Source organism: Macrococcus hajekii (assembly GCF_004359505.1).
GTDB lineage: Bacteria > Bacillota > Bacilli > Staphylococcales > Staphylococcaceae > Macrococcus > Macrococcus hajekii.
This window is the reverse complement of the sequence record NZ_SCWE01000002.1, coordinates 368,193-392,746: the sequence shown is the minus strand read 5'-3', so window position 1 is coordinate 392,746 and position 24,554 is coordinate 368,193. Positions and strand designations below refer to the sequence as shown.

Annotated in this window: 32 protein-coding genes and 1 riboswitch; of the genes, 6 read left to right on the top strand and 26 right to left on the bottom strand. The window is 38.4% G+C overall.

Translation table 11 applies throughout. The annotated features are described in order from the left end of the window. Window positions 1-100 precede the first annotated feature (100 nt). On the bottom strand, window positions 101-355 hold the full coding sequence (locus ERX37_RS07755) for a DUF488 domain-containing protein (RefSeq protein ID WP_133430096.1): 255 nt from the start codon (window positions 353-355) through the stop codon (window positions 101-103). A 24-nt stretch (window positions 356-379) separates the two neighbouring features. Next, on the bottom strand, window positions 380-862 hold the full coding sequence (locus ERX37_RS07750; protein ID WP_133430095.1) for a GNAT family N-acetyltransferase: 483 nt from the start codon (window positions 860-862) through the stop codon (window positions 380-382). Between the two features lie 95 nt (window positions 863-957). Between ERX37_RS07750 and ERX37_RS07745 the strand changes: the two genes are divergently transcribed. After that, window positions 958-1,143: a hypothetical protein gene (locus ERX37_RS07745; protein ID WP_133430094.1), complete on the top strand. Its 186-nt coding sequence runs from the start codon at window positions 958-960 to the stop codon at window positions 1,141-1,143. 48 nt (window positions 1,144-1,191) lie between these two features. Further along, window positions 1,192-2,322, top strand: a complete 1,131-nt coding sequence (locus ERX37_RS07740) for an NADH-dependent flavin oxidoreductase (RefSeq protein ID WP_133430093.1) — start codon at window positions 1,192-1,194, stop codon at window positions 2,320-2,322. Window positions 2,323-2,545: 223 nt separating this feature from the next. Here ERX37_RS07740 and ERX37_RS07735 read toward each other — a convergent pair whose 3' ends face one another. The 15 genes from ERX37_RS07735 to ERX37_RS07665 all read right to left on the bottom strand — a co-directional run bounded on the left by ERX37_RS07735 (window position 2,546) and on the right by ERX37_RS07665 (window position 11,970). Next, on the bottom strand, window positions 2,546-3,556 hold the full coding sequence (locus ERX37_RS07735) for a GAT domain-containing protein (protein ID WP_133430092.1): 1,011 nt from the start codon (window positions 3,554-3,556) through the stop codon (window positions 2,546-2,548). A 2-nt stretch (window positions 3,557-3,558) separates the two neighbouring features. Next, window positions 3,559-3,987 (bottom strand): Panacea domain-containing protein, encoded by a 429-nt coding sequence (locus ERX37_RS07730; protein WP_133430091.1) that lies wholly within the window; start codon window positions 3,985-3,987, stop codon window positions 3,559-3,561. Between the two features lie 462 nt (window positions 3,988-4,449). Then, window positions 4,450-4,656: a hypothetical protein gene (locus ERX37_RS07725; RefSeq protein WP_133430090.1), complete on the bottom strand. Its 207-nt coding sequence runs from the start codon at window positions 4,654-4,656 to the stop codon at window positions 4,450-4,452. A gap of 450 nt (window positions 4,657-5,106) precedes the next feature. After that, complete coding sequence (locus ERX37_RS07720; RefSeq protein WP_165982002.1) at window positions 5,107-5,598, bottom strand: hypothetical protein; 492 nt, start codon at window positions 5,596-5,598, stop codon at window positions 5,107-5,109. Between the two features lie 329 nt (window positions 5,599-5,927). Beyond that, on the bottom strand, window positions 5,928-6,746 hold the full coding sequence (locus ERX37_RS07715; protein WP_133430088.1) for a sigma factor-like helix-turn-helix DNA-binding protein: 819 nt from the start codon (window positions 6,744-6,746) through the stop codon (window positions 5,928-5,930). Window positions 6,747-6,810: 64 nt separating this feature from the next. Continuing rightward, window positions 6,811-7,074, bottom strand: a complete 264-nt coding sequence (locus ERX37_RS07710) for a hypothetical protein (protein ID WP_133430087.1) — start codon at window positions 7,072-7,074, stop codon at window positions 6,811-6,813. Next, window positions 7,055-7,303: a hypothetical protein gene (locus ERX37_RS07705; protein WP_133430086.1), complete on the bottom strand. Its 249-nt coding sequence runs from the start codon at window positions 7,301-7,303 to the stop codon at window positions 7,055-7,057. The genes ERX37_RS07710 and ERX37_RS07705 overlap by 20 nt, the downstream gene beginning before the upstream one ends. Before the next feature lie 311 nt (window positions 7,304-7,614). After that, the gene (locus ERX37_RS07700) at window positions 7,615-9,123 is read right to left on the bottom strand and encodes a DNA primase family protein (RefSeq protein ID WP_229713206.1); all 1,509 of its coding nucleotides are present in this window, start codon (window positions 9,121-9,123) and stop codon (window positions 7,615-7,617) included. Between the two features lie 5 nt (window positions 9,124-9,128). After that, window positions 9,129-9,971 carry a primase alpha helix C-terminal domain-containing protein gene (locus ERX37_RS07695; RefSeq protein ID WP_133430085.1) on the bottom strand — a complete coding sequence of 281 codons (843 nt, stop codon included), beginning with the start codon at window positions 9,969-9,971 and terminating at the stop codon, window positions 9,129-9,131. A 132-nt stretch (window positions 9,972-10,103) separates the two neighbouring features. Next, on the bottom strand, window positions 10,104-10,355 hold the full coding sequence (locus ERX37_RS07690; RefSeq protein WP_133430084.1) for a hypothetical protein: 252 nt from the start codon (window positions 10,353-10,355) through the stop codon (window positions 10,104-10,106). After that, window positions 10,352-10,672: a hypothetical protein gene (locus tag ERX37_RS07685; RefSeq protein ID WP_133430083.1), complete on the bottom strand. Its 321-nt coding sequence runs from the start codon at window positions 10,670-10,672 to the stop codon at window positions 10,352-10,354. The genes ERX37_RS07690 and ERX37_RS07685 overlap by 4 nt, the downstream gene beginning before the upstream one ends. A 23-nt stretch (window positions 10,673-10,695) precedes the next feature. Beyond that, complete coding sequence (locus tag ERX37_RS07680; protein WP_133430082.1) at window positions 10,696-10,974, bottom strand: helix-turn-helix domain-containing protein; 279 nt, start codon at window positions 10,972-10,974, stop codon at window positions 10,696-10,698. Next, the gene (locus ERX37_RS07675; RefSeq protein WP_133430081.1) at window positions 10,958-11,137 is read right to left on the bottom strand and encodes a hypothetical protein; all 180 of its coding nucleotides are present in this window, start codon (window positions 11,135-11,137) and stop codon (window positions 10,958-10,960) included. Before ERX37_RS07675 ends, ERX37_RS07680 begins: the two co-directional genes overlap by 17 nt. 12 nt (window positions 11,138-11,149) lie before the next feature. Further along, complete coding sequence (locus ERX37_RS07670) at window positions 11,150-11,785, bottom strand: BRO-N domain-containing protein (RefSeq protein WP_133430080.1); 636 nt, start codon at window positions 11,783-11,785, stop codon at window positions 11,150-11,152. Then, window positions 11,785-11,970 (bottom strand): helix-turn-helix transcriptional regulator, encoded by a 186-nt coding sequence (locus ERX37_RS07665; RefSeq protein ID WP_133430124.1) that lies wholly within the window; start codon window positions 11,968-11,970, stop codon window positions 11,785-11,787. Before ERX37_RS07665 ends, ERX37_RS07670 begins: the two co-directional genes overlap by 1 nt. Window positions 11,971-12,191: 221 nt before the next feature. Here ERX37_RS07665 and ERX37_RS07660 point away from each other — a divergent pair, with 221 nt between their 5' ends. Further along, entirely contained in the window at window positions 12,192-13,004 is an 813-nt protein-coding gene (locus ERX37_RS07660) for a helix-turn-helix domain-containing protein (RefSeq protein WP_133430079.1), read from the top strand. A gap of 3 nt (window positions 13,005-13,007) precedes the next feature. Next, window positions 13,008-14,243, top strand: a complete 1,236-nt coding sequence (locus ERX37_RS07655) for a tyrosine-type recombinase/integrase (protein ID WP_133430078.1) — start codon at window positions 13,008-13,010, stop codon at window positions 14,241-14,243. A gap of 337 nt (window positions 14,244-14,580) precedes the next feature. Here the strand turns inward: ERX37_RS07655 and guaA are convergent, their stop codons facing one another. Genes guaA through xpt form a run of 4 tightly spaced genes read right to left on the bottom strand, consistent with a single transcriptional unit; the run spans window position 14,581 to window position 19,486 of the window. Continuing rightward, window positions 14,581-16,122 carry a glutamine-hydrolyzing GMP synthase gene (gene guaA, locus ERX37_RS07650; protein ID WP_133430077.1) on the bottom strand — a complete coding sequence of 514 codons (1,542 nt, stop codon included), beginning with the start codon at window positions 16,120-16,122 and terminating at the stop codon, window positions 14,581-14,583. Between the two features lie 16 nt (window positions 16,123-16,138). Continuing rightward, window positions 16,139-17,608: an IMP dehydrogenase gene (gene guaB, locus ERX37_RS07645; protein WP_133430076.1), complete on the bottom strand. Its 1,470-nt coding sequence runs from the start codon at window positions 17,606-17,608 to the stop codon at window positions 16,139-16,141. 31 nt (window positions 17,609-17,639) lie between these two features. Beyond that, window positions 17,640-18,908, bottom strand: coding sequence for a nucleobase:cation symporter-2 family protein (locus ERX37_RS07640; RefSeq protein ID WP_133430075.1), 1,269 nt, complete (start codon window positions 18,906-18,908; stop codon window positions 17,640-17,642). Further along, window positions 18,908-19,486: a xanthine phosphoribosyltransferase gene (xpt, locus tag ERX37_RS07635; RefSeq protein ID WP_133430074.1), complete on the bottom strand. Its 579-nt coding sequence runs from the start codon at window positions 19,484-19,486 to the stop codon at window positions 18,908-18,910. The genes ERX37_RS07640 and xpt overlap by 1 nt, the downstream gene beginning before the upstream one ends. An 84-nt stretch (window positions 19,487-19,570) precedes the next feature. Continuing rightward, a riboswitch (purine riboswitch) is annotated at window positions 19,571-19,671 on the bottom strand. A gap of 233 nt (window positions 19,672-19,904) precedes the next feature. Between xpt and ERX37_RS07630 the strand changes: the two genes are divergently transcribed. Further along, window positions 19,905-21,020, top strand: coding sequence for a DUF2382 domain-containing protein (locus ERX37_RS07630; RefSeq protein WP_133430073.1), 1,116 nt, complete (start codon window positions 19,905-19,907; stop codon window positions 21,018-21,020). A gap of 60 nt (window positions 21,021-21,080) precedes the next feature. After that, window positions 21,081-21,839: a ZIP family metal transporter gene (locus ERX37_RS07625; protein WP_133430072.1), complete on the top strand. Its 759-nt coding sequence runs from the start codon at window positions 21,081-21,083 to the stop codon at window positions 21,837-21,839. 51 nt (window positions 21,840-21,890) lie between these two features. Here the strand turns inward: ERX37_RS07625 and rpsR are convergent, their stop codons facing one another. The 5 genes from rpsR to ychF all read right to left on the bottom strand — a co-directional run bounded on the left by rpsR (window position 21,891) and on the right by ychF (window position 24,542). Further along, window positions 21,891-22,133 carry a 30S ribosomal protein S18 gene (gene rpsR, locus ERX37_RS07620; RefSeq protein WP_133430071.1) on the bottom strand — a complete coding sequence of 81 codons (243 nt, stop codon included), beginning with the start codon at window positions 22,131-22,133 and terminating at the stop codon, window positions 21,891-21,893. 26 nt (window positions 22,134-22,159) lie between these two features. Beyond that, window positions 22,160-22,681 carry a single-stranded DNA-binding protein gene (ssb, locus tag ERX37_RS07615; protein ID WP_133430070.1) on the bottom strand — a complete coding sequence of 174 codons (522 nt, stop codon included), beginning with the start codon at window positions 22,679-22,681 and terminating at the stop codon, window positions 22,160-22,162. Window positions 22,682-22,702: 21 nt separating this feature from the next. Beyond that, window positions 22,703-22,993 carry a 30S ribosomal protein S6 gene (gene rpsF, locus ERX37_RS07610; RefSeq protein WP_133430069.1) on the bottom strand — a complete coding sequence of 97 codons (291 nt, stop codon included), beginning with the start codon at window positions 22,991-22,993 and terminating at the stop codon, window positions 22,703-22,705. A gap of 109 nt (window positions 22,994-23,102) precedes the next feature. Continuing rightward, window positions 23,103-23,426 (bottom strand): hypothetical protein, encoded by a 324-nt coding sequence (locus ERX37_RS07605; protein WP_133430068.1) that lies wholly within the window; start codon window positions 23,424-23,426, stop codon window positions 23,103-23,105. A gap of 15 nt (window positions 23,427-23,441) precedes the next feature. Next, complete coding sequence (ychF, locus tag ERX37_RS07600; protein WP_133430067.1) at window positions 23,442-24,542, bottom strand: redox-regulated ATPase YchF; 1,101 nt, start codon at window positions 24,540-24,542, stop codon at window positions 23,442-23,444. Window positions 24,543-24,554: the final 12 nt, after the last annotated feature.

Sequence of the window (24,554 nt, the reverse complement as noted above, 5' to 3'; positions counted from 1 at the left end):
TCAGATTGGTTTTGAGGTACGAGTGGCGCGGTTTGCGACACTCAGTCCATCTTCTTTAACAATTCAAAAGAATGCATCCACATTTTTGTAGATGCATTCATTATTTCTCCAGAAACTCTTTTAAAGGAGCTGCGTTATTATGTTTTTCATCTTTGGCATCGTACAATAAAATCACAGCCCCTTTTATAGACTTCAATTGCTTAAATTCAACAAACTTCTCAGCATCATGATCAAACCATTTGCGCAGTTCAGTAGAAGGTGCGACTTCCTTCAACCAGTCATCAAGCTGTGCTGCTTCCTTAAAAATACCACGAGGCCAGACCCGGTCAACTAAAATACGTTTTCTTATCATCATAAATACGCGCGATATAAATCATCTTTAGACCTCTTTGATCATATTAAACCACTGTTCTCCCCCATGCTGGGAAGCAGATGGTCCATGACTTTTAAAACCATAGCGTTCGTAAAAAGGGACAAGGTCCTCAGTACAAGTCAACGTAATAGCTTTAAGTTTTAATCCTTCTGCAAGTGCAGTAAAACGATCAATCAGTTGTCCAGCTAGGCCTTGTCTTTGATGACGACGAGATACAGCAAGTCCTAATACACATAAATAATCACCTGTTCTCGTGTCAGGAATCTTTTTAAATAAATCATCCGTAATATAAGGTTGCTCGATTACTGGTCCATTGATATAACCTGCAATGTCTCCCTCTTTCTCAGCTACAATAAATGTGTCACTGATCTTGTCAATTCGTTCTTTAAATGCCCCTTCTGTATCGGCTACTTCCGGGATAAACGATTCCTGTTCAAGAGCCGCAATCTGGTGCAAATCATTGATATTCGCTGTTCTGAATTTATACATTTATCTCACCCTCTTCAATGACATTATCTTACACATTTAAAAATGTTACAATATTAGTGATCTTAAAAATACATGTTCAATAAGGAGGCACCGCAATGGATATCACTAATTTACTACTTACAAGCATCTTAATGTTTATCGTCTTTGAAATCATCTATCTCATCACAGATCGTCTATTGAATCACTTCTCAGAGAACAAGAAACCTTATAACTTTAAATACGCCATTTTTATGGGTATCTTGATGGTCATCTTCTATATGATTGCAAGCAGAATTTTTTAATCATTACCTCTACAGATGCTATACTGATGGTCACAAGGAGGCACCATCATGAACTCAAAATATAATGATTTATTTCAACCTTTAAAATTAAACAATGGTGTAGAACTACGCAATCGCTTTGTTCTGGCACCTCTTACTCATATTTCCTCTAATGAAGACGGAACGATTGCTGATAGAGAAATTCCTTATATGGAAAGCCGTTCTAAAGATGTCGGCATGTCTATCACAGCAGCATCCAACATCATGGATATCGGACAAGCTTTCCCCGGACAGCCATCTATTGCACATGATAGTGATATTGAAGGCTTGAAACGTTTAGCCACAGCGATGAAAAAGAACGGCGCTAAGGCTATCGTTCAGATTCATCACGGCGGCGTACAAGCACTACCGGAATATATACCAGATGGCGAAGTCGTGGGGCCAAGCGCGATGGAGCTGAAAAGCTTCGGTCAGGAACATACTCATAGTGCGAGAGAAATGACAGAAGACGAGATCAACGAAACAATCAAAGCATTCGGCGAAGCAACCAGACGTGCGATTGAAGCAGGATTCGATGGTGTTGAGATTCACGGCGCAAACGGCTATATCATTCATCAGTTCGTCTCCCCTCACTTCAATAAACGTACAGACCAATGGAAAGATTCATTTTTATTTGCCCTGAAAGTGGTTGATGAAGTCGTTAAAACAGTAAAAGAACACGGTAATGATGACTTTATTATCGGTTACCGCTTCTCACCAGAAGAAGCATTTAACCCAGGCATTAAAATGGAATTAACTGAAGAACTGATTAAACACTTAATTGAAAAACCACTTCACTATTTACACGCTTCACTCATGCATATCCACGGAGATGTTCATGAAGGGAAATACGCAGGTGAAAATCGTATCCAGCTACTTCATCAATGGGTAGATGGTCGTATGCCATTAATCGGAATCGGCTCAATCTTTACAGCTGATGATGCGATTGATGCACTGAATACTGGAGTAGAACTTATCGCAGTCGGCAGAGAACTACTGCTCGACCATACATTTGTCGCTAAAATTAAAGAAGGTAAAGAAGACGAGATTATCTCTTACTTTGACCCAGAAGATCCGAACAAACATGACCTCCCAGAACCGTTATTGCAGCAATTCAAAGCGGGATTCTATCCCCTGCCATCGAAAGAAGATAATAAATAACATGCAAAAAATCCTCTAACCGCGAAGGTTAGAGGATTTTTGGGTGCTATTCCCACTCAATCCAAAACAGGAAATAGTGAAATTTCATAGAGTTTCAAAACCTTATATATCAAGGGTTTGAAGCGTTCATTAGGTCCTACTATGTCCCCAGGTGTTGCCCCGAGTTGCAAATATCTGCCCTTTTTTTGCCCTTAAAATTTCATTTAAAAATTTTTGCTTACTTCTATAATTTATCTCTAAGTTTAAATAACCTAAATAATATATAACCTATTAAACTTATTGGAACTAATGCTATGAGATATTCGGAAACTAATTCATCGTTAAGAGGGGCAATTTGCATATTAGGTTCTTCATCATATAATGCTCCCAAGGTAAAGCCTAATAAAGCTATCAATATGAATACTGTACTTGAAATAACAACAGTAGGGTGCTTTTCATGGAATCTACAATTACAATCTATTACATTACCATTTCCATCTTTTTCACAATGACAACTTCTTAAAGGTAAGTTAGTCAGCTTACTTATTGCATTATAAGACATGAATACTAAGAAATTTATACCCAGCATAACTAAAGATAAGAAAATAAGAAGTTTAGGTAAAGGCGTACTATGTACACTTTTTGCTAAAGTAGTCACTTCATTAAAGCCACCAATAACCGCAAACATTATAGATGTAAATATACCTAGAATCGCTACAAATTGAGTGTAAATTTGATTTTTGTCTTCTGATAATTTATCAATCCTTGTTTCTAGTTGACCAAATTCTTCTAGTTTCTTCTCGTGTTTCTTAATAAATTTATTAAATCGGTTTATATCACTATTTTGTCTCACATAAAGTGAATTTCTTTGACTAACAGCCAAATCGAAATGCTCTATAAATTTTCTTAATACTTTATATTGTGAAGAATATCTTTTTAATTCTTCTTCACCTGTAACATAATGGTTATAATGCTCTAATAAACATTCAGAGATAAATCCTTTAAAGTCATTTAAATCATTTTCTTTATTCTTTTCATCAAAATTAAAAACTTTTGTTGTAATAGACGCATAAGGAAGCATGGAGGGTTCCATTCCCTCGCATGCTTCAAATAGATTTTGGATATATTCTTTTTGAGGATCTAATTTATCATATTGACCTGATGAGTAATTCAATAATAATTTATGAAGTTGGTCAGTAAAAGGTTTATTTTGGGGATCTATATATTCATTGCGGAAAATCTCGACATTGTTCATGTTCAACTAGCCTCTTGTAATAAATCATCTAAAGTATATTCAATGTCACTTCGTCCATAAACGATAGCATCTTGGTTATTAATCCAATGCATGTGTTGATGACTTTCATTAACTAGATCAAAAGGTCTTCTTCTCAATTGACTATCTATAAACTCATTGAGTCCATTTAATCTTTCACTTACTGTTCCATATTCTAAAATGGGAGAACTTCCATATATCTTATATTCTTCATATAAATCTTCGACTACTGGTCCATATCTCCATACTAAGAAAGGTTGAGTATAAATTTCTAACAATTGAGCTCTAGTTAAAATTCTACGTCTAAATGCTTCAATTAATGAGAAATATAATATTTTTTGTAATTGCAAATTAGTTATTTCCAAGCCATGTTCGTCTGCTACAGCTAAAATGTGATTAACTAATTCTCTCATGATACTATCTCCTTTCATTAAACCTTTTTAAGATTTAATATAGTTTTCTACACAAAAATAGACAGTCTTGATACTGTCTTTTTGTCATGTTGTTAAAATATTCTGTTGATCTGACAAAAAGTTTGTCTTAACTAACAGGGAACATATGTTCTATTTTTGTGTTTGCTGGTACTTTAATTATACCCAAATGTAGCGTATTCGCAACATTTAGTTGACAAATAATCTTATATTCATAAAATTTTATAGCCATTTAATAGACATATTTTTATACATCATTTATTTACATATAGTTATTAAAAACTAACTTTTTATTATGATTTTTGACAAAAAGTACAGAAAAAACAACACTGTGAAATCTCCCGCAATATCTTTAATTCTATAAAATAATTACATTTATTAACTTTTTATTATCTTACAATATGAAAACACCCCCGTCACATTAAACGGGGGCTTACTCACATTTCATTTTTCTACTTCTCTTTCTAATGCTTTTTTAAAGAAACTTTCTGTTTCTTCCTTAGTATAAGGCTTTCCATCTAAACGGTTAGGTTGTTTTAGCTTTTGTTTCTGTCTTCTCTGTTCTTGCCTTTTCTCTGCATCTTCTAATGATTTTAAAAACTCTTTAACACTTATAGGCTCACCATCTAAACGCTTTTTATTTTGTTTCATAACTTCACCTCTTCTCTATTATTCACACATCTTATTCAATAAATCATCATTATTTATACACCCCATAATGTGTTTCCTTAGCGTCGTTACTGGGATTGTCAAGCGTACCCCCCCTCCCCTTTTTGCACCCCCCTCACGTGAAGAAAAAGTGCTTTAAATGTGGAAAGAAGAGTCCCCATACCGTTCCTTGTTTTCTGTTTTGATAGCTGATTTGTTCTAGGGGGAGGGTCTTATCTTGCTAAAATCTTTCTATACCTTGTCATAATCTTATCGTTTTCAGTTACCTCCCGAAAACCTTACCATTCCCAAACACTCTAAAACGCTATTTAAAGCCATTCTAGGACATTTTAAAAGTTCGCTATACCTTGCCTAAACCTTGTTATAGTTTTTCGCTGTAAATGGCTCTGTTGAGCGATTTGAGTTCGTCGGAATAATGACCATCAGAAGCGGTTATAAATTGACCATTGCAAGCCACTTATTTATAGCTTTGTTCTGTACTATCAAATACTTGTGCCTTATCTTGTCATAAGTCTTTTGGTGCATATTCTTAGGCTTCCAGGGGCAACGGGTTGATATACCATGTGGCATAGTGAAATTAGGGTCTAACATACGGCCATACCGCTTCATTAGATGAAATTCATAGACTAGATCAGTCTTAGTTGCTTGCTGTGAGATATAGTTAAAGTCGATACAGTGACGACATTTTAAGCCATGGTCTTTTAAATATAGTTTAGTCACTCGACTATCACAGTAATTACATTTAAAGAACAGTCTAAAGCCATAGCCCACTTGTACGCCCTCTATTGTGCAATTAAATTCAGTGTTCTCTATCTTCACGCCCACTCTTCTAACGCCTGGGCGTTTAATTAAGTTCTTAGCTTTATTAATATCTACCTCTATAAACTGTTCCTTATAGGGCTTACTAACGCCTGTATAAGCCATATTCATCACCTCGCTTGTTATATAGAGCTGAAACACCTAAATATATTGAGAAATGCAACCTTTTAAAAGTCACTGAAATTAAAATAAATTAAAGTCAAAAATAGCTGTAACCGTTGATATGACAGTGTTTTTTAATGTTAATTAAACTTTAATCAATAGCCCTCAAAACCTCGCTAAAATTACATTAATTTGCATTATAAAATGACAGAAAAGGCTCTATATCAAGGGTTTAAGGTCAATTAATTTATGCTCTAAATAGTTGCTCACTGCTTTATCCATATAGACCACCTTTTGAAAAACCGCCATGAATATCGTAAAGTATTTTTACTTTACGCACTTCTTACTGTCTTTGATATGCGTCTTGTCTGTTTAATAGGCTCACAGCCCAACTGTTCGCTCAATAAGTTATGAGCATTGATAAAGTTCTTCTCTACTGTTTCTTGCTTCGTTTTCAACTGCTCAGATATTTCTAATATCGTTTTCCCACAACATCTTTTAAGCAGATAGACCCTTTTCTCAACTCGCTTTAGTTTCCTTAAATAGTATTGAGTGATTCGATACTCGTCAGATGATTCATTCATGAAGTTAAGTGTGTCCGTCTGGTAATCATAAGAGGACAACATAATAACCGCTTCTAGCTTCTTCATAGAGAAGCGGCTTTCTTTTATCAGCTGTTCTACTTCGAAATCTTCTAAGTTCGCTGCCAGCTTCGTTTTTGCCCTTTCTATGAATGATTCTACAGAGGTTGTTTTTATACCGAGTAGTTCCGCAACGTCCCCGGCACTCATGCCCTCACACTTCATCATGATGAACGTCTCTATCTCTCTATTTGATAGTCCTTTTAACATTCGGCTGCTTAAATGGTTGTCATTAAGTAGGTAGTCACTATACTCTTCATCTGATATTTTTCTGTAATGATTATCTTCTACAGCCATTTCAAGTGTTTGCTGATCTACCAGGTAAACTTGTCGCCTGTTTATCCCTCTGTAGTCTGTCGGATTGTGACCGCACTCTATCCACTTGATGATGAAGTTCAATTCATTTAATATACTCTTCAATATCTTAAGTTCTGCTTCATCGTTACACTTCTCTATCATGGCCTGGGTGAGCCGCTTCGATTCGAGGTACTCAATTAATAATGACTTCACTCTTTGCTTCTCACCGTCCTTTACATAAGTACAAATTTATTATTTTGTATTTCCCAAAAACATACTAAATATATTTACTAGCAAACGGGTTATTGACTTCTCTAGGCTCATACATCACCATAAGTTCACAGTAGATACCGCCACCGCCCTCGTCCCAATCACCATCATAGATAGGTTTAATATCTATAATGTGGTGCTGTTCCAAGAAGTCATTTAGCCGTGCTTCGTACTCTTCTTGTGTCTCTTTTCTTCTTGTTGATACATCACCATATCTATTTGTGTAGGGTGAAACTTCTATAGATTGCTTACTAAACAGCTTTACATTCATTGATAATATCCTCCGTTAGTATATGTGTAATGACTTCTCTGATCTCTTCCGCTAAAGTGAACTGAAAGACCACACTTTTAGTGACTGTTCCGTCATCGTGATAAGTCGTTTCTATAAACTCTTTTTCGATACTGGCCACTTCCCACCGCTTCTTAAAGTGATCTATCATTCTATCCATGGTCTTTAACTGTTCCTGGGTGAGTTTCTCACCGTAAAACTCTTTTTGCATAGGGTTAGCCTCCTTAATTTTTGCTACGTTACTACATTAGGTACTACATTAAAATTATCTAATGTAGCACAGTTGACCCTTACTCCCCCATCGATTTCAAAGAAAAAAACTACGATACTACATTTATTTTTAAAATTATTATATATATTCTTTCTTATACTCTTTTTATATATATTTTTATAACTTATTAAAATAGTGTAGTAACGTAGTAAAAAACGCTGTAAGTATTGATATTAAAGGTTTTATCCATGCTACGTTAGTATAAAAAAGGCGTAGTAAAAGTGTAGTAAAAATCATTGTAATGTAGTATTTTAGCCCACTAACTTAATTGAGTTATTTATGAAGTTTCTATAAGTCTTAGTACGCTGAATGTTAAAAGTGATATGCTCTTTCTCTGCAAGTTCATTAATAATTTGAATATGTTTATCTGTCGTTAACTTTCTAGGCTGTCCGCTTTCCCACTCTTTCCCCAGGTACTTAGAAAGCCTTTGAACAAACTGACGTTCCCCTAGTGGCTTACCATTGTTATGCTCTATATACCGCTCGTATGCTTCATATACGAACGCCTGGGGCAAGTATTTGATACTTCGACCTTTTAGCCATTCATCAAAGACATTTACTTTAAAATCATATACAGGATCATTGTCTTGCATGAAGACATCTAACTGTCGCTGTGAAGCGGTTGGGATAGTGAAATTTTCAAAGTCCAATTTAATAGCTTTACTCAATACATACTGTAGGACTTCTTTATTTTTAATGTACTCGTCTTTTATCTTCCTGTTCTCGACCTGTCCGTTAAAGTCCGCTTCAAAGGGTACAATTAACAGCCGTCTTAGATTACCATTAGTCTTATCCTTAAAGCGTGGCATACCGTTAGTGGACTGTATAACCGTACAATAAAAATTAGTACTATAGGGCTGTTTACCTTTAAACTCAACTAGTACACTGTCGCCCGTTGTGACGCTCTTAAAGGTAGAAGAGTCGTCAATATATACGCCTACGGGTACATCATCGCCAATTACGACTGTCTTACCGAACAAGACGCTTGTCTTAAACTGTTTCTCGAACTCGTCTATTTTCAGATAAGCGACATTTTCCTCACCGACCAGGTACTTGATTAAATCTTGAAATGTACCCTTACCATTGTTCCCGTCACCTACTAAAAAGATGGCTTTTTTACGGGTGTAGTTACCATTTAAGCTGTCGTTTAGGACTTGCCATAAAAGAGTGACGATCTCGTTATCATGACAAGCTATTTCTTTAAGCCAATCGTCAATAGTCCAACCATCAATCATAGGGGACTTGATACCCTCTATGTATGGTGTGCTGACTTTGGTCGTAAATATATAATCGGGGCTAAATGGCTCTAATTGTCCTGTCTGTCGGTTATATACGCCATTCCCTACTGGTATTAAATAGGGTGACTGTGTTTTTTTCTTGATACCCACTAAGTTCTTAATATGGTAAATCACATCTTCCGCCTTATTGCTGTTATGCCGTGGCTCTAACCAGGCAATAACACGCTTAATCAGACTATAGTTCTGTGTATAAATACCGTCATTATCCAGGTACATAGCTAGCTTGGTATTTTCCTCGCTATCAAAGAGAATAAAGGGGACTTCTTTGGTCAATAGCCTTGCACATCTTACAGGGTCTAACGTTTTAGGTGCGTTCCCTGGCTTCCCCTCTTCCTTATGCTGTGCTACTTGTAACGCTCTTTCATTCATACCGATTTGATGAAGCCTTTCTTTTAACGGCAAACCTTTAATATCTTCGAGTGCTTCCGCTTCCTGTTGTGCTTCCTGTCTGATCTCTTCCAAAATGTTTATAAGACTTCACTCCCTCGTCTTTTAGTCTCTATCTTTATGATTGATTTAACAGTTGTTACAAACTCTTTTTCACTTAGGGGCGGTTGATTGCTAGCGTTCCAATGTTCCAATAATTGAATAGTCACATCTAACGGGACATATCTTCTCAGTAATAAGCCTGTCAAACTTGCCAGGGCTTCATTACGACCCTCACCCTCTGCTATATGCCCCCGTGCTATAGACCAATGTTCACTATTTCTTTTTCCTGTAGAAGCGGTTAAAGGCTTATATTTAAGCTGTCGCTGTTTAATCATTTCTACTAGCTTAGTCGTATCAAGTAAATGTGTTTCATTATACTCAAACACACGATCACTTGAAGCGGTTTTGAGTACCTGGCGTGCTTGTACTTGACTCAGCTTCACACTGCTAGGGTCACTCTTCACGCCTAACGCTTCGTCTATCACGTCTATAGCGTGCTTGTAGTAGTCGTTATGAAGTGGACTTGATAAAGGTATCACCAGGCGTAAACGTGGCTTATGTGCGGTGTGATTATGCGTTGAGAAGCATATCCATGAGAAGCCTAATGTGTCCTTAATCTGCTGTACTAAATCAAAACCCTCGGGCAACTCGTCATAATCAATCGCTAACCCGTGCTTATTGATGATATGGTCATTAATACGGTGCGTGTCTGACATTTCACCGATAAGGAAGAGACCGCCCTCATATTTGTTATCTGAAATGGTGCTATAACTTAGATAGTCCACTAATTCGCTGAATGTATAGTTAAGTGTTCCTGTATGTGAATGAGCGTCTAAACTAGCGTAATGATTAACGGTGAATAAAGTATTTTCCATCGGCATAACTAGCCCTGGTATGATATAATTAGTGTAAAGGGCTACTCCTTTCTGTTAAAATGCAAGTAGGACTATTTAGAAAATAGTCCTCTTTTTGTGGGCTTAGTTAACTAGTTGCTGTGGTAGGTGCTTAGTTAACTAGGCTTTTTCTTCTATAATCGTGTCTACACTCTTTGAAATGTCACTGATCACTGTAGCGATTAGATAAAGGTCTTCTGCTGTCTCTTCATACAGTTTTTTAGCCACTGGTGTACGTTCCACCCACTTAGCTTCTGCGTTCGTCTCTGCCGATTCTAACCGGTCATAGACCAGGCTACTTAATGCTGATAGCTTGCGTTGTAATATGCTTACGTCTGTTTGTAACTCTTCTAATCGTGCTTCTGTTTTCATGCTCTTCTTCCTCCTAATAATCTACTCAATAATGACGGCTTCTTTTTCTGCTGATTGTAGCTGACCGCTTCTTTCAGATGGCTTTCTAACTCGCTGATACGCTCTTCTTCCTGGTGTCTTAACTTCATCACTTCCAACTCTAGCCCTTTTAAAGCTAAATACTCGGGGCTGTCTACCCGGTACTTACCGCCCTCATACTTGTTCATTTCTTCCTTAATCAACTCTTCTACTTTCTCGTAACCTGTGGCCATGCCATTGTTAAAGCCTAACTCGATTAGTGGGGCGTGTTTGACCTCGGGATAATTAATAAATTCCATGTTTTTTCCTCCTAATAGTGTGATTACAAATACTTCTTGTGTTTACTTCTTAAAAACTCGCTGAATGTGTCAATATGAACAAGTGTCAATGTCGCTGATACGTCTGTACAGATACGGCCTTTAAACTCTTCCATGTCCTCCGCTTCTTTTAAGAATCGGTAGGCTGTTGCTCGGCTGATATTGAATAGCTTGGGTAAAGTTGCAATCTTACAGTAAATCATCTTCACGGGTGCTACCTGTTCTTCTCTAAGTACGCTGTTCTGGGGCGTCGGTTCTTCATGTAACTTAACTACGTTTGACATGTTTCAATTCCTCTCTTTCTTCTAGTTTCATTAATTCATACGTTGCAAAACCGAGTAATGAATAATACGTGATGGCTAAGCTGTGCTGTCCTGTCACATCAAAGGTCTGTCCCAGGCTCATAGCAAGAATGGTATAGACTATCACTTTAATGACTGTTTTCATGAAATCACCTCCCTAAGCTGTCTTAACTTGTTTCAATATGCTGTCATAGATGGCCTTACTGACTGATATATCTAGCTTGTATTTCTCTTTCATCGTCATTAGATTGACCACATCATCTAAGAGACGCTGACGATCTGCGAGCATGTCTGGGGTCATGTCCTCTTTACTAATCATCTTAGGCAAGTCGTACATGATACTGATAGCTTTATTAGTGATTGTGTTTGCTTTAATACTGTTGAACTTGACCGCTTCCGTGTCGTCAGTTTTAAGGGCATTGTATAGGCGTTCCATCGCTTGTTTTTGATGGTCTTTATCCATCAACCTAAACACCTGGAAGCCCTCTAAACCTGTCTGCTGTCGTAATTCTTTGATGACTTCAAATACAAAATCTTGAAACGCTTCGGCTTCGGGTTTATTACTTCTCATGATTAAGCGATAAATACCTTTTTCAGTAAGAGTAATCATGATTTGTTCACCACCAGGGGTACGTACTTTAGACGTTCCCTTGTACTTCTGCGGTAGTTTCCTTGTAGCTACGTTTGGATCTCTAAAATTTAACGCATTAGCTATATCCTGTCCGATTGCGTGCCACTCACCCTTAACCTCAATGAAGCGGAGCGTGTGGCCGTTCCAGGTTTCTAATTTCATTAGTTAGCCTCCTTTTTAGCTTCAATTGTGAAGATCTCTTCAATCTCTACGCCCAGGGTGTCCGCTATGCGTTTGGCAAGTTTGGGGCTAGCATTTATCTTTTTATTTCTAATACTACTTAAATGCTGATAACTCACTCCCACCGTTTTCGCCAGTGTCATATTTGTATGACCCTTCAAAGTCATACGTTTATCTAATTCGGTCTGAATGGAATAACACTTAAACAATTAACCACCTCGTTTATCATAATTTTTATCATAAATATATTATATGATAATTTTATGATAAATCAGTTTCAGATTGTTTTCAACAAAAATATCACAAATTATAATATAAAATTAATAATTTTATCTTTTTATGATAAAAATATGATAATATTCTAATAAGTAGTTTTAGGAGGGTAGACATGATTAATAAAGAAGCTGAAAAGTTAGGAGAATATATAAAGAAGTTAAGAAAAGATAAGAAAGTCACGGCTAAAGAGTTGGCCGGTTATGTAGGGTATAGCCAATCGTATATTAGTGCTATAGAAAACAACAATAACAACAACGTTCCAAGTAAAAGAGTTTTAATAAGATTAGCAGAAGCATTAAAGTGTATAGGCTATGATTATAAAGAAACATTAAATACTTTATATAAGATATGTGGTTATCCAGACGAATTTGAATCATGGAACAAAAATTTTATTAATCAATTAAATAAGCTCCGTGGAATGTATGACAATTTATCTAACGAAACATTAAATAAGCCTTATTTAAACATAGAATACTTATTAACAAGCAAATTAGATTTGGTTTTTAGTTACAAAAAAAATGATTATGATCATTATGTTAATTTAACGGAAAAACAGAAAAGATATATTCTAACTATGATTACTGAAATGCTTTATTTAACTGGAGTAGAAGAAAAGATTGATGGAGAAATAAATCAAGCTATAGAAGAAAATAATAAAATAAATAATGAAATGTTAGTAGATATAAATATAAGCGAAAAAATTTCTAAATTAAGAAAACACTTAGAGATATTAAACACTCTTAATAAAAATTTTTCAGAAGAAAATTTTAGATTTGAATATAATACAAATCTATATCTTTTAAATTTTGGTGAAATTGAAAAAATCAATTTTGACAAAAAAACATTAGAAGAAGCGATAACTTTAGTTTCTTCCGAAATTCAAAAGTTAACTAAAGCCTATGACGAACATTACAAGGAGGACTAGCCTATGTGGTCAGAACAGTTCACAGACAAGCACGGGGACACTAAACACCGCTTCTATGAGAAGTATAAAGACCCTTTAACAGACAAGTGGAAGCGTGTATCTGTTGTGATGAACAAGGACACGAAGCCCTCACAGAAAGAGGCTCAGAAGCGGTTAGAGGATAAGATTAAAGAGAAGCTGAATGATAGAACGCCATCGACACTTAAAAGCCTCACGTTTCACCAGGCATGTGATGAATGGTTTAATAACTACAAAATAGTATCGGGGTCTAAACAGTCCACCATCGAAACGAAATATTATAAGGTTGAACACATCAAGCGGAATGTGGATAAAGACATACTGGTGAAGAATATGACGGCTGAAACATTCCAGGACTTCATTAATTCCGCTTCTAATGACAAGTTAAGCCATAAAGTCATCAAGGACGCTATGAGCATTGTCAGAAACATCATGAAGTACACACAGAAACGTTATAACCTCGCTGATATATCCTATCTGGAGGACGTGACTATCCCTAAGCAAGCTAAGACCAGGGACGAGGTAAAGGCTAAACGTGAGAATTACTTAGAAATGTCACAGATCATGATGATAGTGGATAAGCTGAATGATATTGCTAAAGAGAAACGAACGGGGTACATGAAGCGGTCATTTATCATCACTGCTTATATTGTCGAGTTCATGGCGCTCAATGGTATGCGTATAGGTGAGTTACTGGCCATACAGCCGAGTAACATTGACTTTGATAAACAGACACTAGAAATAGACGGTACTATCCACTGGGTAGATGACGACCAGGGGCATGGCGTGAAAGACACGACTAAGACGGAAGCGTCCTATAGAACTATCTCACTGACCACTAGAAGCTGTGATATATTGCGTAAAGTCCTGCTAGAGAATAAGAAAGCGATACAGTGGGACAGCAACTATATAGATCGTGGCTTTATCTTCACTAACCACTACGGCAATCCTATGGCGTTATCATCGGTCAATCGCAACATCAAGACGGCTGTAGATGACATTAAGGACGACCAGGGCAAGAAGTTGATTAATAAGCATGTGACAACGCACACACTAAGACACAGCCATATATCGCTGTTAAGTCAGTTAGGCGTGTCACTACGGGCTATTATGGATAGAGTAGGCCATACAGACCATAAGACCACATTACAGATCTACAGCCATGTTACCGAACAGATGGATAAAGACATGATGAGTAAATTAGAAGCGGTGAGTTATTAGGAGGACTATGATGAATACTATATTAATTACTGTATTTATATTTTTTCTATGTTTAGCTTCATATTACGGAACACAATTTCTAATCAATAAATTTAGTCCATTTAAATCAGAGGGTAAGCACTTTATAGCTTTTTTTATCGCTATATGGTTTTCTGCTATGTATTATTTAATAATTACTTTTTTATGAGCCTCTTATAAGGCTCTTTTTCGTTGGCTAGGACTACCTTGTATATAGTTTTTCTCACACTTTGCCCTTTTTCTGCCCTTTTTCTTAAATACAATCATTAAAAAAGACCCTCTAACCGTTGCGGTTAAAGGGTTTCTCTATTTTATAAACCTATTCCCACTCAATCGTACTTGGTGGCTTACTTGTAATGTCATACACCACGCGGTTTACGTGATTTACTTCATTAACGATTCTGCTTGATACTTTCTGCAGCACTTCCCAGTCGATTCTTGCGAAGTCACTTGTCATACCGTCGATACTTGTTACGGCACGGACGCCGATTGTGTAATCGTATGTTCTGTAGTCGCCCATGACCCCGACTGAACGGATGTCAGGTAAGACTGTGAAGTATTGCCAGATGTCGCGTTCAAGTCCTGCTTCAGCAACGACTTCTCTTAAAATCGCATCTGATTCGCGTACGATTTCAAGTTTCTCTTCAGTGATTTCACCTAACACACGGATACCCAGCCCCGGGCCTGGGAATGGCTGACGCCATACTAAGTGTTCTGGAATACCGAGTTCGATACCTAACGCACGGACTTCATCTTTGAAGAGTGTATTGATCGGTTCAATCAATTTGAACTGCATGTCTTCTGGTAATCCACCGACGTTATGGTGTGATTTGATGGTCTGTGCTGTTTTTGTACCTGACTCGATGATATCTGTGTATAGTGTACCTTGCGCCAGGAACTCAACACCTTGTAATTTAGAAGCTTCATCGTCGAAGACATAGATAAATTCATTACCGATGATTTTACGTTTCTGTTCAGGGTCAGAGACACCTGCAAGTTTACTCATGAATCGGTCTTTTGCATCTACGCGGATGATGTTGATATTGAAGCCTTCTGCGAAATGCTTCATCACCATGTCACCTTCGCCTTTACGCAGTAAGCCGTGATCAACGAAAATACATGTCAGCTGGTCGCCGATTGCTTTATGAAGGAGTACCGCTACAACCGATGAATCTACGCCCCCGCTCATCGCACATAATACTTTTTTGTGGCCGACTTGTTCACGGATTTTCTCCACTTCGATGTCGATGAAGTTTTCCATCGTCCATTCGCCTGTACAGTTACAGATTTTACGGATGAAATTACGAAGTAAATCATTACCGTACTCTGAATGACGGACTTCTGGATGGAACTGAACGCCGTATAACTGACGCTCTGCGTTCTCAACTGCTGCATATTTACAGCTTGGAGAGTTGGCAATCATGCGGAAGCCTTCAGGGATATTGATAACTTTATCACTATGACTCATCCATACTGTCTGTTCTTCCGGCAGCATATTAAAGAGTGAATGTGTTTCAGCAGTAATTGTTGCTTTACCATATTCTCGTTCGTTCGCACGTTCAACTGAACCGCCGAGTAACTTCGTCATCAGCTGCATGCCGTAGCAGATACCGAGTACCGGAATCCCTAAGTTAAAGATCTCAGGATTAACTGTAAACGAACCTTCTTCATAGACTGAGTTCGGTCCACCAGACAAGATGATTCCTTTTGGGTTCATCTTTTTGATTTCTTCAAACGAGATTTCATGATCGTGCAGTTCACTGTAGACGCCCATTTCACGAATACGTCTTGTAATCAGCTGATTGTACTGACTACCGAAATCGAGTACCAGGATTAATTCCTGTTCTAATGCCATTTCCATAGTATATGCTCCTTAGTTAGATAGAATAGTTAGGTGCTTCTTTAGTGATATGAACGTCATGTGGATGGCTTTCTTTTAAGCCTGCGCCTGTCATCTTGATGAACTGAGCTTCCTCACGAAGTGCCTGCAAGTCTTTTGAGCCTGTATAACCCATACCGCTTCTAATACCGCCGACTAATTGATAGATGGTATCTTGAAGTGCCCCTTTATAGGCAATACGTCCTTCAATACCTTCTGGCACGAATTTCTTCGCTTCTTTATCATCCTGGAAATAACGGTCTTTAGAACCTTTTTCCATCGCACCGAGTGAACCCATACCACGATAGACTTTGTACTGACGACCTTGGAAGATCTCAGTCGCGCCTGGACTTTCTTCTGTACCGCCGAGCAGTGAACCGAGCATTACTGCATGTCCGCCTGCAGCCAGTGCTTTGACGATATCGCCTGAGAACTTGATACCGCCATCAGCAATGATTGTCTTGCCAAGTTCACGTGCAACGCTTGCTGCATCATAAATTGCTGTAATCTGTGGTACACCGACACCGGCTACAACACGTGTTGTACAGATAGAACCAGGTCCGATACCTACTTTAACGACGTCAGCACCTGCTTCAAATAATGCGCGTGTCCCTTCAGCTGTCGCTACATTACCTGCGATAAGTGTCACATCAGGGAAGTTTTCTTTTAATGAACTGACCATATCCAGTACACCTTTAGAATGACCGTGCGCTGTATCGATGACAAGTGCATCTGTACCTGCATCTACGAGGTGTTTTGCACGTGTGAGAGTATCTTTTGCAATACCGACAGCACCTGCAACAAGGAGACGACCGTGATCATCTTTTGCAGCATTCGGGAATTCGATGACTTTCTCGATATCTTTAATAGTGATAAGGCCTTTTAAGTGACCTTCGTTATCTACTAATGGTAATTTCTCAATCTTATACTGCTGCAGTAATTTCTCTGCCTGTTCAAGAGTTGTATCAACCGGTGCAGTCACTAAGTCCTCTTTTGTCATAACCTCAGAAATTTTAATAGAGTAATCTTCAATAAAGCGTAAATCACGGTTTGTCAGAATACCGACTAATTTCATTTCCTCTGCATTATTGACAATCGGCACACCTGAAATACGATATTTGCCCATCAGATGTTCTGCTGCAAAAACTTGTTCGTCAGGTGTTAAGAAGAATGGATTCGTAATAACACCATTTTCTGAACGCTTAACTTTCAGGATTTCATCTGCCTGTTCTTCGATAGACATATTTTTATGGACAACACCAAGTCCCCCTTGACGTGCCATTGCAATAGCCATCTTCGCTTCTGTTACTGTATCCATACCTGCTGATAAAATCGGTACATTCAGTTTCAGTCTTTCTGACAGCTCTACTTTCAGTTCAACCTGGTTCGGTAATACGTCTGATTTCCCTGGAATAAGCAGTACATCATCAAATGTTAAGCCTTCTTTTTGAAACTTAGTTTCCCACATGATTGTGACCTCCATTTTATTTGTTAGTTTATTATTTCATATTTTCTTCGATTTGTTGATTGTTTATACCATTAAAAAATAAATTAAGTAAAATAGCTGCAAATGTTCCGAGTACGATACCATTCTGAGTCAGCCATGCATAATCTTCACCAAACTTCGCAAATGCACCTGGAACGGTTGTAATGCCGAGTCCGAGTCCGACTGAAACTGCAATAATCAGTAAGTTATCCTGCTTCGTGAAGTCGATAGCTCCAAGCATCTTCACACCATACGCCATTACCATACCAAACATTGCAATCATTGCGCCACCGAGAATAGGTGTAGGGATAATGGTCGCCAGTGCACCGAATTTTGGCATTGAGCCTGCGAGAAGCAGTAACCCTACCATGCCGTACATGACATTTCTTGATTTAACACCTGATAATGAAACAAGGCCGACGTTCTGAGAGTAAGCCGTATATGGGAATGCATTAAAGATAGAACCTAAGACAATGGCAATCCCCTCAGCACGGTAACCTTTTGAGATATCTTTACGGTCGATAGGTGTTTGAGTGATTTCACTCAGTGCGTGATAGACGCCTGTTGATTCAATCAAGCTGACAATACCGACAATGACGAACAGTAAAATAGAACCTATTTCAAATTTAAAGCCACCAAAACGGAAAGGTTTAGGTAATTCAAACCAGTTAGAGCTATGGACAGCGCTCGTATCTACTAAACCGAATAATGAAGCGATGACCGTACCGATGACAAGCCCCAGCAATATCGCGATGGAACGAATAAAACCACTTGAAAAATGATGAATGACAAGGATGATAGCTAATGTCATGACCCCCAGCATAATATTGAGGGGATCACCGTATGTCGGTGCGCCCTGGCCACCTGCCAGATTATTCATCGCAACTGGCATCAATGTAATACCAATAATCGTGACTACACTGCCGGTCACAATCGGCGGAAATATCTTCACTAAATAAGAAAAGAAAGGGGCGATCAACACAATAATGATGCCTGATGCGAATAGAGAGCCATAGAGAACTTCTATACCATGCTTAGAACCCACCATAATCATCGGTGTAACAGCTGTGAATGTACAGCCTAGAACGACCGGCAGGCCGATACCGATACCTTTATAAACCTGCAGGAATGTTGCGACACCGCACATGAATATATCAATTGAAACAAGATAGGCGATTTCCTGAGGAGAGAAGTTCAGTGCTTTGCCGACTATAATCGGTACGATGATGGCACCTGCATACATCGCCAGTAAATGCTGGATACTTAATAGAAGATTCTTCATTATTCTTCTCCTACCAGTGTCACTTTATCACCTGCAAGAGAAGCGATACGACATAGACTGAGTACATCAAGTCCTTCAGCCTGAAGACGTTGTGCACCTGACTGAAAACTTTTTTCAATCACGATACCAACACCGACACATTCAGCACCTGCTTGTTTAACAAGATCATAAAGCCCGAGCGCTGCTTCACCATTCGCCAGAAAGTCATCAATGATTAATACTTTATCATCAGCAGTAAGAAATTTCCGGGAGATCACAACGTGACTGGTTTTATTTTTCGTATACGAGTGAATATCTGTCGAATAGACCGCTTCAGTCAACGTAGAAGGTACGGCCTTCTTCGCAAATAGGCAAGGTACATCAAATGCAAGAGCTGCCATAATAGAAGGCGCTATACCGGATGCTTCAATTGTCAAAATTTTCGTTACACCTTTATCCTTGAAATGCGTATAAAAGTGTTCGGCTACTTTTTTCATCAGTGATGCATCTATCTGATGGTTTAAAAACGCATCTACTTTTAGAACAGAACCCTTGATGACCACACCTTCTTCTTTCACTTTCCTCTGTAACTCTTTCACAATGAACCTCCTTAAAATAAAAAAACTCACCTTTTTAGAATAGGCGAGTAAAAAAAGAATGTCCATGCTCTTAATATAGAGAGAATGGATTCATTTTTTACTCATAGTCACGTCATTTACGGTGTCGTGGTAGAAACTTAAAAGCCTTATCCTTTAATTATATGAGTGTTTTGATTATTTTTTTATTAATTGATGATAACAAATTTAAGGGTCAATATCAAGGTCAAATCCGCTTCAAATAAAGGTTTTGAGTCGCTTATAGAGCAGAATGAAACAAATATTTTTGAATTTATTTAAATTATTTTAATATTTGAGTGTTTAGGGTCTAAAGGGCGGGGTATATTTCTAACATCACAAGAAAATCAAAACGACACCTTAGAGATTTACAACACATTAGTGATTGGGAGGTAGAATTACAATGGGAAACATTGAATCATTTTCTAGTGAACAAGCATTATTAGGTAGAATTGATAACTTGAAAGCTCAAGGAGTAGCTGAACGTGACTTACACGTCATCTCCAAAAACAAACTTGAAGGTTCTGCATTAAACTATACAGACGTTAACTTCAAGAATGCTGATGGATCATTTGGCGATAAAGTAGCTTCACTATTCACTGGGGAAGATCCTCAGAGTCGTGTATTTGATAAATTGAATTTATCTGATGCACAACGCAACGAATATGAAAGAGAAGTGGAAAGCGGCAACATCTTACTTTATGTAGATAATGATGCAACTTACAATACTTCTAACGCAACAGATCACAATTATGTTGAAGGACAAGCTCGTCACGAAGACACTTATACAAATGGTGTTGTTGGTGGATTTGCGAATCCTGACGTAGTTAATCGTGATAAAAATGAAACACTTCATGAAGGAGCGTATTCTAATCCTGATGATGGCACAACTGGCCTGACTTCAAGACAAAGTTTAGAATCTGAAAGTGATGCAGAGTATTCCGAGAAACACCGTACAAATAACTTACAAACAAGAGAGGAACATGTAGACATGAAAAACGAATTTAACAAAGACTTAGACCGTAACGAATTTGACCGCCGCGAGGATTATGTATTTGACGAAGATATCGCGAGCCGTAACGACTTATCACATGATGAAAAAATCCGTTTACACGAAGAACGTATCCGTGTAGGTAAAGAACAAGTACAAACTGGTGAAGTACGTATCGACAAAGACGTTGTTGAAGAACGTCAAGAATTCGATGTACCTGTAAGCCGTGACGAAGTAACAATCGAACGTCGTCGTGTTGACGAAAGAGTAGATGGAGATGTAGACTTCAATCGTTTAGACGATGACACTATCCGTGTACCATTAACTGAAGAACGTATCAACGTTGAAAAAGAAAACGTTGTTGCTGAAGAATTAGTAATCAAGAAAAACCGTGTTCAAGATACAGCTCACGTATCTGAAACAGTTCGTAAAGAACAAGTTGAAATCGATGACACAAATGACCGTCACGTTGATGCTGACCGCCTTGACGTTGACCGTCGCGACAACGACTTACTTGACCGTCGTTAATTCTTAAATGAATAGAGTGACCCCGGGAGATAACTCCCGGGGTTTTTTGGAGGAGAAAATATGGGAAGTGCTTTCTTTTGGGGTGCTGTATCAGGCGGAGCAGTTCTGCTTGGCGCTATTATCAGTATGATTATTCATATTCCCCGTAAAATATTGGGCTTTATCATGGCTTTTGGTGTAGGTGTCCTCATCGGTGCAGCAACATTTGAATTACTGCAAGAATCACTTGATAAGAGCGAAATGATGAATACAGTCATTGGCTTTGCTGCTGGTGCTATCGTCTTCACTGTTCTTGAAGCGATTATCACACATCACGGTGGTAAGCATCGCAAGCGCTCGAATGCGCATGAACTGCAGGATAATAACCAGAATGATGACAGTAGCGACGGCGGTGGCCTCAGTATCTTTATCGGTACTGTTATGGATGCGATTCCTGAATCTATTATGCTCGGTACGACATTAATCGGTGGCAAAGGTGTCAGTATGCTCTTATTACTCGCTATATTTATCAGTAATATCCCAGAAGGCTTATCCAGTACATCAGGCATGCTGAAAAGCGGACAGTCTAAAGGAAAGATACTTTTCTTATTTGTGACGGTTACGATAGTAGCTGGGCTTAGTGCTCTGTTTGGTTATGTCTTTTTGGATCATGCCAATCCTGCTGTTATTTCAATTATTTCCAGCTTCGCAGCAGGCGGCATTATCACGATGATTGGCGCTACAATGATGCCAGAAGCCTATGAAGATGGTGGGGCCTTAGTGGGGCTCTTCACGGCTGCTGGAGTCATCACATCAATCATCCTTGACCATTTATCATAAAACTAAAAGCCCTCAAGGTCATAAATGACCTTGAGGGCTTTATTGTGTATCTTATTGCTCTTCTTTAACATATGGTAATAAAGCCATATGACGAGCACGTTTGATAGCTACAGTTAACATACGTTGGTATTTAGCTGAAGTACCAGTTACACGACGTGGTAAAATTTTACCGCGTTCTGAGATGAATTTTTTAAGTAATTCTGCGTCTTTGTAGTCGATATGTGTGATACCATTCGCTGTGAAATAACACACTTTTTTACGACGACGTCCGCCTCTTCTTGGTGCACCTGCCATGATTTTTGCCTCCCTTACTTAATGATTTAGAACGGTAAATCATCGTCACTGATATCAATTGGCCCTGATGCGTTCGCAAATGGGTTATTTGATGCAGGAGATGATTGATTATTATTGGATTGGTTGCTATTTGATTGATAATTCTGACCTTGTGATTGTCCACCAAAACCTGGGTCATAACTTGAATAGTCATTAGACGTATTGTCATTCTGACGATTCTGATTAGCCCCTTTTGGCTCAAGGAACTGTACTGAGTCACAAACGACTTCAGTCACATACACTTTGCGGCCTTCTTGATTATCATAGCTGCGAGATTGCAATCTACCGTCAACCCCAGCTAAACTACCTTTTTTCAAATAGTTATTGACGTTCTCAGCTTGTTTACGGAACACAACACAGTTCAGGAAGTCCGCTTGGCGTTCTCCTTGAGCATTCGTAAATGTCCGGTTAACAGCTAACGTAAACGTAGCGACTGATACGCCTGAGGGTGTGACTCTGTATTCGGGATCCTTCGTTAAACGACCTACTAATACAACTCGATTAATCATGCAATTCGCCCCCGTGGATTATTATTTTTCTTCTTCGCGTACAATAATATGACGGATAATATCGTCATTGATCTTAGCTAAACGATCGAATTCATTTGTTGCTTGATCAGTAGAGTTAACGCGTACAATTTGGTAGAAACCTTCTTTGAAATCATTGATTTCATAAGCAAGACGACGTTTACCCCAGTCTTTAGCTTCGATGATTTCTGCACCGTTTGAAGTTAAGATTTCATTGAAACGTTCAACTAACGCTTTTTTAGCATCTTCTTCGATAGTCGGGCGCACTACGTACATAATTTCGTATGTTCTCATCTTTTACACCTCCTTATGGTCTATGCGGCTTTACGGGTTCGTAAAGCAAGGAATAATTTTCATTACTCACAATTGAATATTATAGCATAGAATGATACACATTACAACATTAGTAGAGTACTTCGTCCAATTTATAGACAACCATTTCTTTAACATGAAATAACTTAATGTCTTTTGAATAATGAAGGTACTCATAAAGATAATAATCACTATCTTCAGGATCAATATCCTCACAGTTAATGATATCCAGATAGCGGATAGCATCTTCAGGATAACTGATTTTCTTATATATATCTTCATTCAGAGCAACATAATCATCTTTTTGGACGGCCTGCACGAAGTAATAATAAACGACATTATAAATCTCCTGTCCTTTAGCACCTGACTTCGTAATGACTTTAATGCCATAGATGATACGCTTCAAAGTTTTCATGTCTACCCCCTTGAATTAAACGTTGAATCTGAAGTGAACAACATCCCCGTCTTTCATGAGATACTCTTTACCTTCAAGTCGAACTTTACCTGCTTCTTTCGCGCCACTCATACCGTTATTATTGACCAGGTCGTCAAAGCTGACTGTCTCAGCACGGATGAAGCCACGCTCGAAGTCAGTATGAATGATACCTGCACATTGTGGTGCTGTCATACCTTGTTTAAAAGTCCACGCGCGTACTTCCTGCTCACCAGCAGTGAAATAAGTCGCAAGTCCAAGTAAGTTGTAAGATGCTTTGATTAATTTATCCAGACCTGACTCCTCAATTCCGAGATCTGTTAAATATTCCTGTTTATCTTCATCATCCAGTGCAGCTAGTTCTTCTTCAATACGTGCACTGATGACAATCACTTCTGATCCTTCATTTGCTGCATATTCACGGATAGCTTTCACAAACTGATTCTCATCCGCGTCTAACAGATCATCTTCTGCCACATTTGCCACGTATAGCATCGGCTTCGCTGTCAGGAGGTGCATCCCTTTTACGAGACGCTGTTGTTCTGGTGTAAAGTCGACACTGCGGACAGGCTGTTCGTTCTCAAGTGCCTCTTTAACAATCGAAAGGACGGCTTCTTCTGCCATAGCATCCTTATCTTTCTGTTTAGCCATTTTCTGCACACGTGCATAACGTTTCTCGACAGACTCTATATCAGCAAGTACGAGCTCCATATTGATGACTTCAATGTCATCAACAGGATTGACTTTACCTGAGACGTGCGTAATATTCTCATCTTCGAATGCACGGACGACCTGACAGATAGCATCTACTTCACGAATATGAGACAGGAATTTATTCCCAAGTCCTTCACCTTTTGAAGCACCTTTAACGATACCTGCAATATCAGTAAACTCAAACGCAGTAGGAACGGTCTTCTTCGGTGTAACAAGCTCTGTTAACTTATCTAATCGGTAATCAGGTACTTCGACGATACCGACGTTCGGGTCAATTGTTGCGAATGGATAGTTAGCGGCAAGTGCACCCGCTTTTGTAATTGCATTGAATAAAGTGGATTTACCGACGTTCGGCAAACCTACGATGCCTGCTGTTAATGCCATGATTGTTCTCCT